The sequence below is a fragment of the Mesorhizobium sp. M1338 genome, assembly GCF_040318045.1.
GTDB lineage: Bacteria > Pseudomonadota > Alphaproteobacteria > Rhizobiales > Rhizobiaceae > Mesorhizobium.
In genome coordinates, this window is the sequence record NZ_JAMYLL010000025.1 from 41,026 (window position 1) to 57,256 (window position 16,231).

Below are 16,231 nucleotides of genomic sequence, written 5' to 3' on the forward strand. Positions count from 1 at the left end.
GACGGCGCGCTCGTCCATTGCCGCAGGGGGAGAGACAAGCGTGGGCAGGCGACGACAGGGCGAAAGCGAAAACGGCCGAGGCGAGGCAACCGAGCAGGTCGCCAGCGAAAGCCGGACGGATCGCCTGAGGATCCGCGCCGCCTGGATGTATTTCGTCGAGCAGATGACGCAGAACGAGATCGCCGATGTGCTTGGCGTCGGCCGCGTCACCATCGTACGCATGCTGGCGGACGCCCGCGCGCGCAACGAGGTTAAGATCAGCATCGAAAGCGAGTTGTCCGAAATCGTGCGGCTGGAGCGCGCGCTGGAAAAGACGTTCGGGCTGCAGCAGGCGCTGGTGGCGCCGCTTTCCACGCCCGACGCCGATCCGTTGCCGGCAATCAGCGCCAAGACCGGCAGTTTCCTGTCCGACACGATGAAATCCGGCATGCGGGTCGGCGTGGGCTGGGGCCGGACGCTGTTCTCGAGCCTGCCCTTCATCAGCGCCAAGTCGCTCACCGACTTCAAGGTCATTTCTCTGCTTGGCGGCGTCGGCGTCGTGCGGCGCTACAACCCGGCGGAGTTCGCCTGGCGCTTCGCCCAAATCTTCCAGGGCGACGGCTATCTGATCCCGACGCCGGCCGTCGTCGACAGCGTCGAGACCAAGATCGCGCTGGTCGAGCGATGCGGCCTGCAGGAGGTTTTTGAAATGGCCAACGTGCTCGATGCCGTTCTGCTGAGCGTCGGCGGCATCGCCTCGGCCACCACCTTCTCTCGCGGCGGCTTTCTCAAGGAAGCGGATCGGGAGGCCCTGCTTGCGCGTGGCGCCGTTGGCGACCTTCTGTTCCATTTCTTCGACCTCAATGGCGATCTGGTCGACCATCCCGTCAACAGCCACGTGATGTCGGTGGATGTCGACCGTCTGCGCAAGGCGCCGATCCGCATCCTCACCTCCGGCGGTGCGGAGAAGACCGAGGCGCTGCTCGGCGCCATGACCCTGATCGCACCGACGATCCTGATCACCGACGAGGAAAGCGCGCGGCGCATGCTGGAAGCGGTCACCGGAAGCTGAAGCTTTCGGTGATATAGTCCGGCCAGGCCTGCTGTTCGTCGAAAACGGCGGCGAGATCTGAAGTGTCCGCCAGTATTCCACTTAGCACCAGCGCGGTGGCGATTCCGGCGCTTTTTCCCCCCGATATGTCGTGCTCGACGCTGTCGCCGACGCAGACCACGCCACGGCGCTCCGGGTCGCCGACCAGCGTCAGGGCCACGTCGAAAATCGCCCTGTAGGGCTTGCCGATGCGGATGACGTTGCCGCCAAGGCTTTCGTAGAGATCGGCGATCTCGCCGGCGCCGAAGCGGGGGCCGACCGCCGTCAGCATGATCCTGTCGGGGTTGGTGCAGAAGCATGGCACGCGCCGCGCCGCTGCCGGGCCAAGCAGCCGGCGGTAATGGTCGAGATCGTAGCGGTCGCCCCCGCTGGCCGAGAGCAGCACCAGTTCGGCGTCTTCGCCGGCCTCGGTCAGTATAAAAGGCAGGCCCTCGATGGCCGTGCGGTCGTCGTCGCGGCTGATCAGCAGGCATTTTGTCCCCGGGCGCAGCCTTCCCGATGCCGCCATGTCATGAAAGGATCGCCACGCCACCTCTCCGAAGGAGACAAAATGGTCCCAGCTTCGCGGTTCGAAGCCAAGTTTTATGAGCCGGCTTTCATTGGGCTGCGCCCGCTTGCGCCGCTGGCCGGGGCAGGAGGCGTGGCGGCAACGCCGGATCGGCGATCGGGAAGCGCTCGCCAGCGGCGCTGAGCGGGTAGTAGTCGAGGCCGGTCGTGGTCCCCGGGTCGATTGCCGCGCTGAGTTCGATGATACGCGCGAGCGTAAAATGCTGGGCCAGCACCTTGCCGCCCGAATTCGACGCGCCGCCCGCCAGCCAGGCATTGCCGAGCCGATGGCTGTAGATGCCGAAGCGAAGCGCCGAAATCGGCTTGTCGGACAGGATCTTGATGGTCAGCGAGGATCCCAGCGCCGTGACGCCGTCGCCGATGGCCGCAGCATCGGTCGCCAGGAACGAGGCGCAGCCGTCCGTGGTGCCGGCGACAACGGCCACATCGCGCGGCAGGCCGAACAGCTCCGAGGCGGCCGCGGTGAGGGCGCAAGGCCGAGCTGGTTTCGGCCCGGCACAAACCCTAGGCCCAAACCGGATGCGCGGGCGCCTGGCACTGCCGGCGGCATTGCCCGCGGCAGGTGCATCGGATATCTGACCGTCCAGGCAAATAACGCCCACAACGCATAGACGGAGCCAAGGACATGACACGCAGCACGATCCTCAAATTCGGCGCCGTCGAAAACGCGGAAGCCGGCGATCTGGCCGGCTGGGTAGTGGTCGAGGGCAAGCCGACCATGAAAACCGCCGTGCAGCACACGACCGAGGACGGCAAGGTGTTGTCGGGGACCTGGCAGGCGACGCCCGGCACCTATCACGCGACCTACACCGACTACGAGTTCGTGCACATGATCGCCGGCCGCATCATCATCACCCCCGACGGCGGCACGCCGGTCGAAGTGGGCCCCGGCGACGCCTTCGTCGTGGAAGCCGATTTCAAGGGAACCTGGAAGATCATCGAGCCGGTGACGAAGCATTTTGTCGTCAGGGTCGGCTGAGACGGTCCTGTTCGCGTCAGCCGCTGACGGTCGGTGCCCATGGCGGGTCTTTGGCGCAATGGTTGCGCAGGCTGCTCGATCACCGACGAGCTTCCAATGGCCATGATGCTGGGCCGATCAGATGGCCTAAACGCCGCATTGACCTGACCGGGTATTGGCAGTCTTCTTCTTAGGATCATCCTTGGCATTCCAGGACTGATCGGGGAGACGGCAGATGCATCGACGCGGTTTTCTGGCGGCAGGTCTTGCGATGGTTCTCGTGAGCGAGCGTGCCGTCGCCCAGATGAAGATGGACGACATGCCTGACGTGGATATGGGCGGCCACGCAGGCCACGATATGGGCGCCGCGCCGCAAGGCTCAGCCGTGCTGCCGGAAGGAGAAGCCCTTCGCGACTTGTCCCGCCTCGCCAACGAAGCCAGCACGCCCGGCCTGTTCAAGGCGAGGCTGACGGCTGGGTCCACCACGGTGCGTTTTTTAGAAGGGCTGGACACGCCGATCCTCGGCTATAACGGTATCTCCCCCGGGCCGCTCATCGAGGCGGTCGAGGGCGACCGGGTCGAGATTACCTTCGCCAACCGGATTGCGGACGAGGCGAGCACCATTCATTGGCACGGCATGCCGGTACCAGCCGACCAGGACGGCAATCCGATGGACCCGGTCGCAACGGGCACCGATCGCACTTACAGCTTCGACCTGCCGGAAGGCAGCGCCGGTTCCTACTGGTATCACCCGCATCCGCACGGCAAGACGGCCGAGCAGGTCTATCGCGGCCTTGCCGGCGCGTTCGTGGTCAAGCCGAAGGCCGATCCGATCCCGGCCGCTTACGGCGACACCGTGCTGGTGTTCACGGATCTACGCCTCGCAGCCGATGGCACGATGCCGGACAATACGATGACCGACCTGATGAATGGGCGCGTCGGCGACCATGTGCTGGTCAACGGGCAGAAGAATCCGGTGCTGACGGTCCCTTTCGGCACGAAGCGGCGCTTCCGGTTTTACAACGCGACCAACGCGCGCTTCTTGCGGCTCTCCTTCGACGGTGCGGCCATGACGATCATCGGAACGGACGGCGGTCTGCTGGAGGCGCCAGTGGCAGCCGACGACATCCTGCTTAGCCCGGCGGAACGGCTTGAACTGATTGTCTCCTTCGAGAAGCCTGGCCCCGTCACGCTGTACACGCTCGACTACGATCGCGGCTGGATGGGTCCTGGACGTCCCGCCGATGCCGGCCTGACGCTCTTTACGGTCAATGTTTCGGAGACGCCGGCCGAGCCGGTCCCGCCACTGCCCGACAGGCTGCGGCCAATCGCGGCCCTCGGCATTCCTGGCGTCAGCCGTCGCTTCGTCTTCACCGAGACCATGACCATGAATGCCACCGGCATGGAGATGGGGTTCCTGATCAACGGCGTCGCTTTCGACATGAACCGCGTCGACGTCGTCGGCAAAGCTGGACAGGTCGAACTCTGGGAGATCGTCAACAAGGCGGACATGGATCATCCATTCCATGTGCATGGGACGCAGTTCCAGGTGGTCGAGCACGAGCGCGGCGGCAAGATATCAAAGCCGGCCTATCGCGCCTGGAAAGACACCGTCAACGTCGCACGCGGAGAGACGGTGCGGCTGCTGTTGCGGCAGGATCGGCCGGGGCCGAGAATGTATCACTGCCACATCCTCGAGCATGAGCAGCTGGGCATGATGGGCGTTGTAGACATGCGGGCATAGTCCGGCGTGGTGACGCTCTATGGCGCGCTGTTCATCAGCGCGTTCCTCGCCGCAACCATCCTGCCGGTCTCGTCGGAGGTGGTCCTCGCCGGCCTTATCGCATCGGGTCGTGGTGATCCGGCGCTGCTTCTGACAGTCGCCACGATTGGTAACACGCTCGGCTCCGTGGTGAACTGGATTGTGGGGCGTGGCGTCGATACGCTCCGGCTCAGACCCTGGTTTCCGGTCACTCCCGATCGTTATGAGCAGGCAAGCCGGACTTTCCGACGATTTGGCAAATGGACGCTGCTGTTTGCGTGGCTTCCGGTAATCGGAGATGCTTTCACCATCGCGGCAGGCGCGGCACGGGTGAATCTCGGCGTGTTCGTTGTTCTCGTCGCCTTGGGCAAGGCGGCGCGATACGCGGCTGTCATTGCGGGAGGATTATGGGCGATTGCGTGAGCTGCCGGCGTCATCGTCGACAGCAAGCTGCGCTTTCTCTTTGCGCGAAGCGATGTCCTCTTTGCGCGAAACGATGTCCGAACGTCCAAAGAGCATGGTGTACATGACATCATCGCGAAGCAGCACGAAATGCACAAACGCAGCCAGGATGTGAATGCCGACGAATCCAAGCAGTATCCAGACCAGCTTTGCGTGGATGAACGCGAAAGCCCTTGCCGCTCCGACGGATGGCGCCGGCGGGACAGGCAAGTATCCGAAAAGCCGTGCGGGAGGCATGAAAGGCATTGGCCGGTAGCCCAGCCATCCCGTTATCAGGACGGCGAGAATCGTGACGTAGAGAAGCACGTGGAAGAATGAAGTCGCAAATCGTACGGGCTGTGAAGTTTGCCCGGCAGGAGCCTGGGTGAGGACGCGCCAGCAAAGCCTGAGGACAATGATGGCAAGGATCGTCACGCCGATCGACATATGGAGCGGAAGCCAGTTCATCGTCGCCATACCCGGCCCGTTCATCGGCCCGAAGGCAATGGCTATCTGCGCCGCGAGCGCGATCACGGTTAGCCAATGCAGAATACGAATGCCAAAATGCCAGCGCAAGCGAGGGTTCTCTCTCACATCCGAGGCCCGACGATTGTCAAATGCGCGCATGAGGGCGTGATGGCTTCACCCTCTCCAACGGGCCTAGTTTCGCAAAAAATATGGCGGTTCTTCACTAAGCCATTGAAAAGCATGGTGATCCCGACAGGAATCGAACCTGTGACCTACAGATTAGGAATCTGCCGCTCTATCCTACTGAGCTACGGGACCACGCGGGCAGACACATAGCCGCTTCGGATCGTTTCGCCAAGAGGCCGGCCGAACGCAATTCGGCCAGCTCTCCGCGCGGTAGGCGTCAGGCCGCTAGCGCCGTTTCCGCCAGTTTCACCCAGTAGCTCATGCCGTGCGGGATGACCTCGTCGTTGAAGTCGTAGGCCGGGTGGTGGAGACCGGCGGTGTCGCCATTGCCGATGAAGATGAAGGCGCCAGGGCGGGCTTCCAGCATATAGGAGAAATCCTCTCCGCCCATCACCGGCTGGATGCCGCGGTGGACATGGGCGTCGCCGGCGACACCGATCGCGACGTCGCCGGCAAACACCGTCTCTTCCGCGTGGTTGAAGGTCACTGGGTAATTTGCCTGATAATCGACCTCGATCTTGGCGCCGAACGCGGTCGCCAGCCCGTCGCAAATGGTGCGGATGCGCTCTTCGGACTTCTTGGCGATTTCCTTGCGCAAGGTGCGCACGGTGCCGGCGATTTCGGCGGTTTCCGGGATGATGTTGTAGGCGTCACCCGCATGGAATTTAGTCACCGACACCACCACCGCCTCGACCGGGTCGGTGCTGCGTGAGGCGATCGTCTGCAAGGCGCCGACCAGCTGGCTGGTGATGACGATCGGGTCGATCGTGCCGTGCGGCATCGCCGCGTGGCCGCCCTTGCCGCGCACGGTGATGGTGAATTCGGCGGTGGCGGCCATGATCGGGCCCGGGCGAATGGCGAATTGCCCGACAGGCAGGCCTGGCATGTTGTGCATGCCGAACACTTTTGAGATGTCGAAACGGTCCATCATGCCGTCCTTGACCATCTCGTTGCCGCCGCCGCCACCTTCCTCGGCCGGCTGGAAGATCACCGCCACCGAACCTGTGAAGTTGCGCGTCTCGGCGAGATATTTCGCGGCACCCAAAAGCATTGCCGTGTGGCCGTCATGGCCGCAGGCATGCATCTTGCCGGGAATGGTCGAGGCGTAGGACTTGCCGGTGATCTCGTTGAGCGGCAGCGCGTCCATGTCGGCGCGCAGGCCGATGGTGGGGCCTTGGCCCTGGCGGCCGCGGATGATGCCGACCACGCCGGTCTTGCCAAGGCCGGTGACCACATCGTCGCAGCCGAAGGCCTTCAGCTTTTCGGTGACGAAGGCAGCGGTCTTGAAGACGTCGAAGTTCAATTCTGGCGTCTGGTGCAGATGCCGGCGCCAGCCGGCAACTTCGTCCTGCATTTCGGCGGCACGGTTCAGGATTGGCATGATGGTTCCATCTCGCTGTTGGGACAGGCGGGTGTTGGCCGCTGCCTTGCAATTGTGATCGCCAGGCACTTTGCCATCTTGGCGTCACATAGGGTAAATAGCACCGCATCGATGCGGTCCGGTTTTTGAGGGTCGGACCTATCATGCTGGCGACCGCGTAACGAAATCTTACGGAGCCAGGGGCGACTACGGCAAGAGGCGATTTCGGATTTGATCATGCGGCACAGGCATTTCCTCAAGCTATTTTCGGCTGGCACAATCGCGCTGTCGGTCCTGGCCGGGCCTGCGCGGGCCAATCCGGTGGTTGTTTTCGACCTCGGCAGCGGCCAGATCCTGCAGCATCAGGATGCATTCAAGCGCTGGTATCCGGCGTCGTTGACCAAGCTGATGACTGCTTATGTGACCTTTCGGGCGATCGCGGCCGGCGAGGTCCAGCTTGATTCGCCGATCAAGGTGACGAAACATTCTGCTTCCGAGCCGCCAAGCAAGATGGGCTTCAAGCCGGGCTCGGTGATGCGGCTCGACAACGCGCTGAAGATGATGCTGGTCAAATCGGCCAACGACATCGCCATGGCCGTCGGCGAGAATGTCGGCGGTTCGCAGGCAGCCTTTGCCGAACGGATGAACGCCGAAGCCACCCGGCTCGGCATGAACGGCACGCATTTCGTCAATCCGAATGGGCTCTATTCGCCGGACCAGTACACGACGGCGCGCGACCTTGCCGTCCTGGTGATGGCGATCCGGCGCGAGTTCCCACAATATGCGTCTTGGTTTTCGATAGAAGGGCTTGCCGTCGGCAAGAAGGCGATCGCGAACTACAATCTTTTGATCGGCCGTTATCCCGGCGCCGATGGCATGAAGACCGGCTTTGTCTGCCCCTCCGGCTTCAACATGATCGGTTCGGCGACCCGCAACGGGCGCACGCTGGTCGCGGTGGTGCTTGGCGAGAAATCGGCGGTCACCCGTGCCGAGGCCGCCGCGAGACTGCTCGACCAGGGTTTTGACACGTCTGCCGCTGGGTCGGCCACCGTCACCACGCTGGCGCCCTATGGCGACACGGTCTCGCCCAACGACATGCAGGACGAGGTCTGCAAGAGGAAGGCGCCGCAGGAACAATCCGAAGCGCCGCCGGTTGTTGCCAAGAACGTGCCGAAATCGCCCTATCAGAAAAAGCTCGACCATGTGCCGACGCTGGTTGCCGTCGGCCTTGGCGGCGCCACGGGTCCAGCGCCGAAAGCTATTCTCGACCAGGGCGGCCAGGAATACGCCGACGTGCCTATTCCGAGTTGGCGGCCCGACAGACCGGCGCCGACCGGCGCGGGCCCGAAGATTGCCGGCTCCGCCGCGCAGGGCGACCAGCCGGTCAAGGTTGCGAACTAAAGCCTGATGCCGAACCGAAGGTCCGCGACAGCGAAACTTTGATACCGTTTTTCGGAAAAGACATGCTCAAACAGGCAGATAGAGATCAATGAGCGGCTTCCCGATCCCCGTCTCGGTGCTGACCGGTTTCCTCGGAGCCGGCAAGACGACGCTGCTCAACCGGCTGTTGAAGGATCCGGCGCTGGCCGACACGGCGGTCATCATCAACGAGTTCGGCGAGGTGGCGATCGACCATTTGCTGGTCGAGCAGTCTTCCGACGGCATCATCCAACTTTCCGACGGTTGCCTGTGCTGCACGGTGCGCGGCGAACTGGTCGATACGCTGGCCGATCTGGTCGACCGGCTGCAGACCGGCCGCATCGCCCGTCTTGCCAGGGTCATCGTCGAGACCACCGGGCTGGCCGATCCGGCGCCTGTGCTGCAGTCGATCATGGCGCATCCCGCGCTGGTCCAGGCTTTCCGGCTCGACGGCGTCATCACGCTGGTCGATGCGGTCAACGGCAATGCCACGCTCGATGCCCATGTCGAGGCGGTCAAGCAGGTTGCCGTTGCCGACCGTATCGTGCTCAGCAAGGCCGATCTGCTCAGCGACCCCCGCGAATTGGAAACGCTGCGCGCGCGCCTGCGGCACATCAATCCGGGCGCCGAACTGTTCGATGCCGCCGACACCGGAACAGGAGTGGCGGCGCTGTTCGACTGCGGCCTTTACAATCCCGCCACCAAATCCGCTGATGTGCGGCGCTGGCTTGGCGAGGAAGCAGCGCACGATCACCACCACCATCATCATCACGACCACGATCATCATGATGGGCATGATCACGAACATGGCCATGACCACGGCCATCGGCACGATTCGCGTGTGCGCTCCTATTCGCTGGTGCATGACGGCCCGGTGCCGTTTTCAGCCATCGAGATGTTTCTCGACCTGCTGCGTTCGACGCATGGCGAGCGCCTGCTGCGGATGAAGGGCGTCATCGAACTCAGCGAAGACCCGTCGCGGCCGCTGGTGATCCATGGTGTGCAAAAAATCCTGCATCCGCCGGTGCAACTGCCGGCCTGGCCGGATGGCCAGCGCGGCACGCGGCTGGTGCTGATCACGCTCGACATGCCGGAGGATTATATCCGCCGGCTGTTCGCCGCCTTCACCAACCGGCCGTCAATCGATACGCCCGACCGCGCGGCGCTGGAAAACAATCCGCTGGCGATTGCCGGACGTTGAACTCTACGATTGCTGTTTTCCGCGCTCGACCAGGAAGCGATGACCACCGGACATTGCCGCCGTTTCAATCAACTGGTGGCCGCTGTCGGAACAGAATGCCGGAATGTCGATGACGGCGAGCGGGTCGGTGGTCTCTAACCACAACCGGCTGCCCGGTTGCATGCCGGCAAGGCGCTTCTTCGCCTTGAGCACGGGCAGGGGGCAGTTCAGTCCTTTGAGGTCATAGACAACGGCGCGATCAGCCACGGGTGAGATCAACCGCCAAACATGCCGAGCAACTTGTTCTTCAGCTTCGTCACCCGGCTCTCGTCGGCACTCGCCGCTTGCGTTTCAGCCACTGGCGCGGCTTCGGTAGGGGTCGCGATGGTCGCGGTGGCGACAGGGGCTTCCTTGGCGGCCTTCTCGGCCTCCTTTTCAGCCAGAGCCTGAGCCTTGGCGGCTTCCTTGGCTTGCTTGGCCGCCTCTATCGCAGCCAGCCTCCGCTCCTCGGCCTTCTGCTTGGCGGCTCGTTCGGCGTCGAGGGCGGCCATCTTGCGGCCGGCCGGCGAATCGATACGGCCCATGCGCGCCGTTTCGGTGACCGAGCCGTCGTTGTTGAGCGACGGCGGGTCGATCGGCACGCGTTCGCCGCGCGCCCTGCGCTTGGACCAGTCGGAGACGATGCTGGCTTCCTTGATGCCGGCGATGGTCGGCTTGGGCGCCGGCACGCTGGCCTTGACCGCGCCGCTGAACGCCGCGTCGTAGGTGCTCATGTAGGAGTTGTAGGCGCTTTTCAGCGAATCAGGCTGCGTCGTCGCCGGGCAGGCACCGGTCGGATCGAATGTCTGGCCGTCGGCGGCAACCTGGTTGAAGACGTAGCGCTTCTCGCAGACATCGACCTTCGGCGGCACCTTGGTGATCTCGAAATTGTCGTAGCCGACCTTCAGCATCTTCCAGAATTCGTAATTCGGATCGTTGCGGTAGCGTGCCATGTTGGCGGCGGTCATGCGGAACGGAAACGCCTGGATCTGGAATTCGGTCTGGCCGCCCTGGAAGGCGTCGCGGCCGAAGGCGTAGATCTGTTCGATCTGCGCGTCGGTCATCGAATAGCAGCCCGACGACGAACAGGCGCCGTGCACCATCAAATTGGAGCCGGTGCGGCCATTGGCGCGATCGTAGGCGTTGGGATAGCCGATGTTGAACGACAGATGGTAGTTCGAGCGCGGGTTCATCTGCGCCGGGCGCACCGTGTAGAAGCCTTCCGGCGCCTGGCGGTCGCCTTCGGTGTATTTCGGCCCGAGCTTGCCCGACCATTTGCAGATGTCGTAGCTGGCCACCATGTCGTAGCGGCCGTTGGTCTTGGCCTTCCAGATTTCGAGCTTGCCTTCTTCCTTGAAGATGCGGGCCATCACCGACGAGGTGCGAACCATGCCCTTGGCCCTCATGTCGGCGAGGATCTTGTCGGGCAGCGGCTTGTTGGCCTCCGGGGCAAAATCCTTCATCGACGAATTGTTACACCCGGCAACGCCGAGGGCGGCGATCAGGATTCCGGTGCGGGCAAGCTTGACAAACATGGCTGCGGATATCGTCTTTTCTCTGGCGCGAGGGCAATTCATACCCGGCTACTGCACTGAACGTGGACGGACCCTAAGCCCGTTAACCCTAACAAATTCCTTACCGCAAGTGCCGACGCGTCCCCCTGCGGCAGTCTCATTGAGCCGAATGCAGCGGCATTTTTGTGGCAAAAATGCTCCTCGCCGCCACAATTGTGGCGGGCAAGGTTGCCTGTGGTCAGAGGCTGCGGCCCATTGCCAGGTATTTCTCGCGGCGCTGCTCGCGAAAATCGGTGTTGGCTCCGGCAAATTCCTTCATCGTCCGGGCGATGAGGTCGCCGGTCGCGGCGATCACGGTTTCGGCGCCACGATGCGCGCCGCCGAGCGGCTCGGGAATGATGGCGTCGATAATCTTCAGCTCAAGAAGATCCTGGGCGGTGATCTTCATGTTCGTCGCCGCGTCCTTGGATCGCGTCGTGTCGCGCCACAGGATCGAGGCCGCACCCTCCGGCGAAATCACCGAATAGATGGAGTGTTCGAGCATGTAGACGCGGTTGGCGGTGGCGATGGCGATGGCGCCGCCCGAACCGCCCTCGCCGATGACAACCGAGATCGACGGCACCCTGAGCCTAAGGCATGTGGAGGTCGAACGGGCGATGGCTTCCGCCTGGCCGCGCTCCTCGGCGCCGACGCCGGGGTAGGCGCCGGCGGTGTCGACCAGTGTCAGTAGCGGGATGTTGAACCGGTCGGCGAGTTCCATCAGCCGCACCGCCTTGCGGTAGCCTTCCGGCCGCACCGAGCCGAAATTGTGTTTCAGGCGGCTGGTCGTGTCGGAACCCTTTTCCTGGCCGATGATGGCAACAGGCTCGCCGCGGAAGCGGGCGAAGCCGCCGACGATCGCCTGGTCCTCGCCGAAATTGCGGTCGCCGGCCAGCGGCGTGAAATCGTTGAACAGGCCCTTGATGTAGTCGACGCAATGCGGCCTGTCGGGATGGCGCGCGACCTGCACCTTCTGCCATGGCGTCAGCGCCTTGTAGGCGTCGCGCAGCGCGTCGCGGGAGCGCTTCTCGAGACGGCTGATCTCGTCGCCGACATCGACCGCCTCGCCATTCTCGGCGAGCTTCTTCAGCTCGAGGATCTTGCCCTCGAGGTCCTGCACCGGCTTTTCGAAATCGAGGTAATTATACATGCGTGGGCGGACCGATACATCGGAAGGCAATGGCTGACGGAACCCTTATATCCAAGGCTCCGGGCGGTGAAACGTCGTCCTCACATAGCGATATGAGGCCTAGTCGGCAAGCGGATGATGATCGTTGACCAACCGCACCAGCCGCTCTTCCAGCACATGGGTATAAATCTGTGTCGTCGATATGTCGGCATGGCCGAGCAACTGCTGCACGGCCCTGAGATCGGCGCCGTTCTGCAGGAGATGGCTGGCGAAAGCATGGCGCAGTACGTGCGGCGAGATTTTCGCCGAGGCGATGCCGGCCCTCGCTGCCAGCCCTTTCAGGTCGCGGGCGAAGACCTGGCGCGAGAGATAGCCGCTGTCGGATGCGGCCGGGAACAGGAATGGACTGTCGGCGAAGGCTGGAACCTTGGCACGGGCGGCAAGCCAGGTCTTCATTGCCGTGCGCGCCTTGACCGAGAGCGGCACCATGCGCTCCTTGTCACCCTTGCCGCGCACCATGAAGAAGCGGTCGTCGCGCTGTGCCACCGTCACCGGCAGGCCGACCAACTCGGAAACACGCAGGCCGGTGGCATAAAGCACCTCGACCAGCGCATGCAGGCGCAGTGCCGCCAGCCACTCACTGTTGCCGAGCCCTAAACCGCCGGCCTCAAGTGCCGCGCGGTCGATCAGCCGGCCGGTGTCGGCCTCGCTCATCGTCTTGGGCAGCGGGCGGCCTTTTTTCGGGCTGTCCAGCGTGCCCGTCGGGTCATCGCCGCGCAGGCCTTCGGCGTAGAGGAATTTGAAGAACTGGCGGATCGCCGACAGCTTGCGCGCCTGCGACGTGGCGGCAAAGCCGCGCGCGGCGATGTCATCGAGATAGGCGCGGATGTCGGCGGCCGCCGCGCCGGCGAGCCCGCCATCGATCTCGCTCGAGGCGTCTTCGAGGTCACGGCGGTAGGAGGAAAGCGTGTTTTCGGCCGCACCCCGCTCGGCGCTCATCATTTCCAGAAAGGCTTCGATGCGGGCGGCGCTGTTCATTCAGCTTTTCTTGTCATTCAACTTTTCTTGGGGTTCAGCTTTTCCGCGGGGATGCGCACGCTCATTTCCCCCTTCTTGGGCTCCACGAACATCACCAGCGCGAACATCGTACCATAGGCAATGCCAGCTAGAATCGCTGTTATCACGACAAAGCGAAACAGTGTCGGCATCAATTTTCGCCCGTCTTCTTGTTCTGCGTTTCCAAACCCTGTGCCCTTATGGGACGCCAATCCGCCCAATTCAAGGAAGAAGCTGAGGCCTGTTAGCAACTTCCGATGCGGACCCAGCCAGCCCATATCGGGCTCAAGGTGCTTGCCACGCTTGACGCAAACGGGCTTTTCATGTCGATACGCCGGCAAAGAGGGCCCTCGAAGCATTCGATGAACGCGCTGCCAGCAAATCCCCCAGACGAGACCCACGCCGCGCTGCTTGGCCGGCTGGGCGGCCGTTCCATCGTCTTTGTCGGGCTGATGGGCGCCGGCAAGACGGCGATCGGCCGCAAGGTGGCGACGATGCTGGCGCTGCCCTTCATCGACAGCGACCAGGAGATCGAAAGCGTCTCGCGCATGACCGTTCCGGAACTGTTCGAGCGCTATGGCGAGACCGAGTTCAGAGCGCTGGAGCAGCGCGTCATCCTGCGCGTGCTGGAAAACGGCCCGCAAGTGCTGTCGACGGGCGGCGGCGCCTTCATGAACGCGCAGACGCGCGAGGCTATCGCCGCGCAAGGCGTGTCGGTTTGGCTGAAGGCCGAACTCGATCTTTTGATGGACCGCGTCTCCAAGAAGCAGAACCGGCCGCTGTTGAAAAGTGCCGATCCTCGCGCCGTGCTGGAGCGGCTGGTGAGCGAGCGCTATCCGGTCTACGCGACATCTGACGTCACCGTGCCGACCCGCGACGACCGCAAGGAGGTCATCGCGACCGAGGTGGTGGACGCGCTGCGCCGGCATTTCGGCATCGATGAGACTGCCGCGACAGGCGAGGTGCGATCGTGAGCGTCGATGAACCCGTTGTTGTCGAAGTGGGCCTTGGCGACCGGACCTACGACATCCTGATCGGCTCGGGGCTGCTGTCGCGCGCCGGTGCCGAGATTGCGCGCCGCCTGCCGGGTACGCGCGCCGCTGTGATCACCGACGCCAATGTCGCGGCAGCGCATCTCGATGCGCTGAAGGCCGGCCTCGAAACGAGCGGCATCCAACCAGCCGTCATCACGCTGCCGCCCGGCGAGAAGACCAAGAGCTTTGCCCATCTCGAAGAGGTGGTCGACGGCGTGCTGGCTGCGAAACTGGAACGCGGCGACATCGTCATCGCCTTCGGCGGCGGCGTTATCGGCGATCTCGCCGGCTTTGCCGCCGGAATCGTGCGGCGCGGCATGAATTTCGTGCAGATCCCGACCTCACTGCTGGCACAGGTCGATTCCTCGGTCGGCGGCAAGACCGGCATCAACAGCGCGCGCGGCAAGAACCTTGTCGGCGTCTTCCATCAGCCGAAGCTGGTGCTGGCCGACACCGGAGTGCTCGACACGCTGCCGATCCGCGAATTCCGCGCCGGCTATGCCGAGCTCGCCAAATACGGGCTCATCGACCGGCCGGAATTTTTCACCTGGCTGGAAGAGAACTGGGTGCAGGTTTTTGCCGGCGGACCGGAGAGGGCGCAGGCTATTGCCGAAGCCTGCCGCGCCAAGGCCGACGTGGTTGCGCGCGACGAGTTCGAGACCGGCGACCGCGCGCTGCTCAATCTCGGCCACACGTTCGGCCACGCACTGGAAGCCGCCACCCAGTATGACGGAACCCGCCTCGTCCATGGCGAGGGCGTTGCCATCGGCATGGCGCTGGCACATCGGTTCTCGTCGCGGCTGAACCTGGCCAGTCCCGACGACGCGGCGCGCGTCGAGGCGCATCTGCGCGCCGTCGGCCTGCCCTGGCGCATGGCCGATATCCCAGGCGATTTGCCGGATGCCGAGGCACTTCTTGCCTTCATCACCCAGGACAAGAAGGTGTCGCGCGGTGCGCTGACGTTCATTCTGACGCGCGGTATCGGCCAGGCCTTCATCGCCAAGGATGTTCCAGCGTCGGAAGTGCTGTCGTTCCTGAAAGAAAACCATCCCAGCCAGCAGGAAAGCCGGCTGAAATGAACAACGAGACCGGCTGGATCGTCGTCGCTGTCCTTGCCATCCTCATCCTGCTGGTCGTTGCCGTGCGCACGCGCCTGCTTGCCGCTTTTGGTTATGAGCTGTCGCGCATCGAGCCGCAGCGCTCGACCCAGGACGAATTGCGCGGCGCGGTCGACGATTTCCGTCGCGACGGCCAGGTGGTGCGCGAGGATCGCGATCGCGTCGGCGGCCTGTTCGATCTCGCCGAGCTCGAAGTCTCCGACATCATGGTCCACCGCACCAACATGCGCTCCGTCAATGCCGACAATGCGCCGGAGGCGGTGGTGCGCGAGATCTTGCAGAGTCCGCACACCCGCATGCCGCTGTGGAAGGGCTCGCTCGACAACATCGTCGGCGTGCTGCACGCCAAGGATCTGCTGCGTGCCTTGAACGAAGTCGGCAACGACTTCTCCAGGATCGACGTGATGAAGATCGCCTCGAAACCGTGGTTCGTGCCCGACACCACGACATTGCAGGAACAGCTCAACGCCTTCCTGCGTCGCAAGGCGCATTTCGCCGTCGTCGTCGACGAATATGGCGAGGTCGAAGGGCTGGTGACGCTGGAGGACATTATCGAGGAGATCGTCGGCGAGATCGCGGACGAGCATGATGTCGACATCCAGGGGGTCAAGCAGGAGGCCGACGGCTCCGTCGTCGTCGACGGGACCGTGCCGATCCGCGACCTGAACCGGGCGCTCGACTGGAACCTGCCGGATGAGGAGGCGACCACCATTGCCGGGCTCGTCATCCACGAGACGCAGTCGATCCCCGAGGAGAAGCAGGCTTTCACGTTCCACGGCAAGCGCTTCACCGTCATGAAGCGCGATAAGAACCGGATTGCCAGGCTGAGGATCAGGCCAGCCGGCGACGCTTAAAACGCATCCCATTGAAA

16 protein-coding genes, 1 tRNA gene and 2 pseudogenes are annotated in these 16,231 nt (G+C 63.5%); 9 read left to right on the forward strand and 10 right to left on the reverse strand.

Features of this window, described 5'->3' with window-relative positions; translation table 11 throughout:
- The first annotated feature begins 40 nt into the window (after window positions 1–40).
- Window positions 41–1,051 (forward strand): sugar-binding transcriptional regulator, encoded by a 1,011-nt coding sequence (locus NKH19_RS20855; RefSeq protein ID WP_352870716.1) that lies wholly within the window; start codon window positions 41–43, stop codon window positions 1,049–1,051.
- Here the strand turns inward: NKH19_RS20855 and NKH19_RS20860 are convergent.
- Window positions 1,038–1,706: pseudogene (locus NKH19_RS20860) on the reverse strand (TIGR01459 family HAD-type hydrolase); the annotation flags it as partial. The gene NKH19_RS20855 and the pseudogene NKH19_RS20860 sit on opposite strands and share 14 nt — an antisense overlap.
- Window positions 1,702–2,124, reverse strand: a pseudogene (locus NKH19_RS20865) (carbohydrate kinase); the annotation flags it as partial. The pseudogenes NKH19_RS20865 and NKH19_RS20860, both read right to left, overlap by 5 nt.
- Before the next feature lie 158 nt (window positions 2,125–2,282).
- On the opposite strand from NKH19_RS20865, the gene NKH19_RS20870 reads away from it, so the two are divergent.
- The 3 genes from NKH19_RS20870 to NKH19_RS20880 all read left to right on the forward strand — a co-directional run bounded on the left by NKH19_RS20870 (window position 2,283) and on the right by NKH19_RS20880 (window position 4,800).
- Window positions 2,283–2,636 (forward strand): cupin domain-containing protein, encoded by a 354-nt coding sequence (locus NKH19_RS20870; RefSeq protein WP_352870717.1) that lies wholly within the window; start codon window positions 2,283–2,285, stop codon window positions 2,634–2,636.
- 214 nt (window positions 2,637–2,850) lie between these two features.
- Entirely contained in the window at window positions 2,851–4,359 is a 1,509-nt protein-coding gene (locus NKH19_RS20875; RefSeq protein WP_352870718.1) for a multicopper oxidase family protein, read from the forward strand.
- A 6-nt stretch (window positions 4,360–4,365) separates the two neighbouring features.
- Window positions 4,366–4,800, forward strand: a complete 435-nt coding sequence (locus tag NKH19_RS20880; RefSeq protein ID WP_352870719.1) for a YqaA family protein — start codon at window positions 4,366–4,368, stop codon at window positions 4,798–4,800.
- Here NKH19_RS20880 and NKH19_RS20885 read toward each other — a convergent pair.
- The 3 genes from NKH19_RS20885 to NKH19_RS20895 all read right to left on the reverse strand — a co-directional run bounded on the left by NKH19_RS20885 (window position 4,783) and on the right by NKH19_RS20895 (window position 6,853).
- Window positions 4,783–5,394 (reverse strand): cytochrome b, encoded by a 612-nt coding sequence (locus NKH19_RS20885; RefSeq protein ID WP_352870720.1) that lies wholly within the window; start codon window positions 5,392–5,394, stop codon window positions 4,783–4,785. The two genes, NKH19_RS20880 and NKH19_RS20885, sit on opposite strands and share 18 nt — an antisense overlap.
- A gap of 133 nt (window positions 5,395–5,527) precedes the next feature.
- Window positions 5,528–5,604 (reverse strand) — tRNA-Arg (locus NKH19_RS20890).
- A gap of 85 nt (window positions 5,605–5,689) precedes the next feature.
- Window positions 5,690–6,853 carry a M20 aminoacylase family protein gene (locus NKH19_RS20895; protein ID WP_352870721.1) on the reverse strand — a complete coding sequence of 388 codons (1,164 nt, stop codon included), beginning with the start codon at window positions 6,851–6,853 and terminating at the stop codon, window positions 5,690–5,692.
- 216 nt (window positions 6,854–7,069) lie between these two features.
- On the opposite strand from NKH19_RS20895, the gene NKH19_RS20900 reads away from it, so the two are divergent.
- Both NKH19_RS20900 and NKH19_RS20905 read left to right on the forward strand, forming a co-directional pair.
- Window positions 7,070–8,233: a D-alanyl-D-alanine carboxypeptidase family protein gene (locus tag NKH19_RS20900; RefSeq protein WP_352870722.1), complete on the forward strand. Its 1,164-nt coding sequence runs from the start codon at window positions 7,070–7,072 to the stop codon at window positions 8,231–8,233.
- Window positions 8,234–8,321: 88 nt separating this feature from the next.
- Window positions 8,322–9,452 carry a CobW family GTP-binding protein gene (locus NKH19_RS20905; protein WP_352870723.1) on the forward strand — a complete coding sequence of 377 codons (1,131 nt, stop codon included), beginning with the start codon at window positions 8,322–8,324 and terminating at the stop codon, window positions 9,450–9,452.
- Between the two features lie 3 nt (window positions 9,453–9,455).
- On the opposite strand, the gene NKH19_RS20910 is transcribed toward NKH19_RS20905, so the two are convergent.
- The 5 genes from NKH19_RS20910 to NKH19_RS20930 all read right to left on the reverse strand — a co-directional run bounded on the left by NKH19_RS20910 (window position 9,456) and on the right by NKH19_RS20930 (window position 13,360).
- Window positions 9,456–9,698 carry a sulfurtransferase TusA family protein gene (locus NKH19_RS20910; protein ID WP_352870724.1) on the reverse strand — a complete coding sequence of 81 codons (243 nt, stop codon included), beginning with the start codon at window positions 9,696–9,698 and terminating at the stop codon, window positions 9,456–9,458.
- Window positions 9,699–9,706: 8 nt separating this feature from the next.
- A complete protein-coding gene (locus NKH19_RS20915) occupies window positions 9,707–11,005 on the reverse strand; it encodes a L,D-transpeptidase family protein (protein WP_352870725.1) in 1,299 nt (432 codons plus the stop codon).
- Window positions 11,006–11,222: 217 nt separating this feature from the next.
- A complete protein-coding gene (locus tag NKH19_RS20920) occupies window positions 11,223–12,173 on the reverse strand; it encodes an acetyl-CoA carboxylase carboxyltransferase subunit alpha (protein ID WP_352870726.1) in 951 nt (316 codons plus the stop codon).
- Between the two features lie 99 nt (window positions 12,174–12,272).
- The gene (locus NKH19_RS20925; RefSeq protein WP_352870727.1) at window positions 12,273–13,190 is read right to left on the reverse strand and encodes a site-specific tyrosine recombinase XerD; all 918 of its coding nucleotides are present in this window, start codon (window positions 13,188–13,190) and stop codon (window positions 12,273–12,275) included.
- A gap of 17 nt (window positions 13,191–13,207) precedes the next feature.
- Entirely contained in the window at window positions 13,208–13,360 is a 153-nt protein-coding gene (locus NKH19_RS20930; protein ID WP_183454671.1) for a histidine kinase, read from the reverse strand.
- A 210-nt stretch (window positions 13,361–13,570) separates the two neighbouring features.
- Between NKH19_RS20930 and NKH19_RS20935 the strand changes: the two genes are divergently transcribed.
- From NKH19_RS20935 to NKH19_RS20945, 3 genes are read left to right on the forward strand one after another with little or no spacing between them, the layout of a single operon-like run.
- Window positions 13,571–14,182 carry a shikimate kinase gene (locus tag NKH19_RS20935; protein WP_352870728.1) on the forward strand — a complete coding sequence of 204 codons (612 nt, stop codon included), beginning with the start codon at window positions 13,571–13,573 and terminating at the stop codon, window positions 14,180–14,182.
- The gene (gene aroB, locus NKH19_RS20940) at window positions 14,179–15,321 is read left to right on the forward strand and encodes a 3-dehydroquinate synthase (protein WP_352870729.1); all 1,143 of its coding nucleotides are present in this window, start codon (window positions 14,179–14,181) and stop codon (window positions 15,319–15,321) included. Before NKH19_RS20935 ends, aroB begins: the two co-directional genes overlap by 4 nt.
- The gene (locus NKH19_RS20945) at window positions 15,318–16,214 is read left to right on the forward strand and encodes an HlyC/CorC family transporter (protein ID WP_352870730.1); all 897 of its coding nucleotides are present in this window, start codon (window positions 15,318–15,320) and stop codon (window positions 16,212–16,214) included. The genes aroB and NKH19_RS20945 overlap by 4 nt, the downstream gene beginning before the upstream one ends.
- The last annotated feature ends 17 nt before the right edge of the window (window positions 16,215–16,231 follow it).

Coding starts and splice junctions, on each gene's coding strand:
- NKH19_RS20930 (WP_183454671.1), bottom strand. CDS start 13,360: ATGCCGACACTGTTTCGCTTTGTCGTGATAACAGCGATTCTAGCTGGC.
- NKH19_RS20870 (WP_352870717.1), top strand. CDS start 2,283: ATGACACGCAGCACGATCCTCAAATTCGGCGCCGTCGAAAACGCGGAA.
- NKH19_RS20875 (WP_352870718.1), top strand. CDS start 2,851: ATGCATCGACGCGGTTTTCTGGCGGCAGGTCTTGCGATGGTTCTCGTG.
- NKH19_RS20900 (WP_352870722.1), top strand. CDS start 7,070: ATGCGGCACAGGCATTTCCTCAAGCTATTTTCGGCTGGCACAATCGCG.
- NKH19_RS20905 (WP_352870723.1), top strand. CDS start 8,322: ATGAGCGGCTTCCCGATCCCCGTCTCGGTGCTGACCGGTTTCCTCGGA.
- NKH19_RS20895 (WP_352870721.1), bottom strand. CDS start 6,853: ATGCCAATCCTGAACCGTGCCGCCGAAATGCAGGACGAAGTTGCCGGC.
- NKH19_RS20935 (WP_352870728.1), top strand. CDS start 13,571: ATGAACGCGCTGCCAGCAAATCCCCCAGACGAGACCCACGCCGCGCTG.
- NKH19_RS20925 (WP_352870727.1), bottom strand. CDS start 13,190: ATGAACAGCGCCGCCCGCATCGAAGCCTTTCTGGAAATGATGAGCGCC.
- NKH19_RS20915 (WP_352870725.1), bottom strand. CDS start 11,005: ATGTTTGTCAAGCTTGCCCGCACCGGAATCCTGATCGCCGCCCTCGGC.
- NKH19_RS20920 (WP_352870726.1), bottom strand. CDS start 12,173: ATGTATAATTACCTCGATTTCGAAAAGCCGGTGCAGGACCTCGAGGGC.
- NKH19_RS20945 (WP_352870730.1), top strand. CDS start 15,318: ATGAACAACGAGACCGGCTGGATCGTCGTCGCTGTCCTTGCCATCCTC.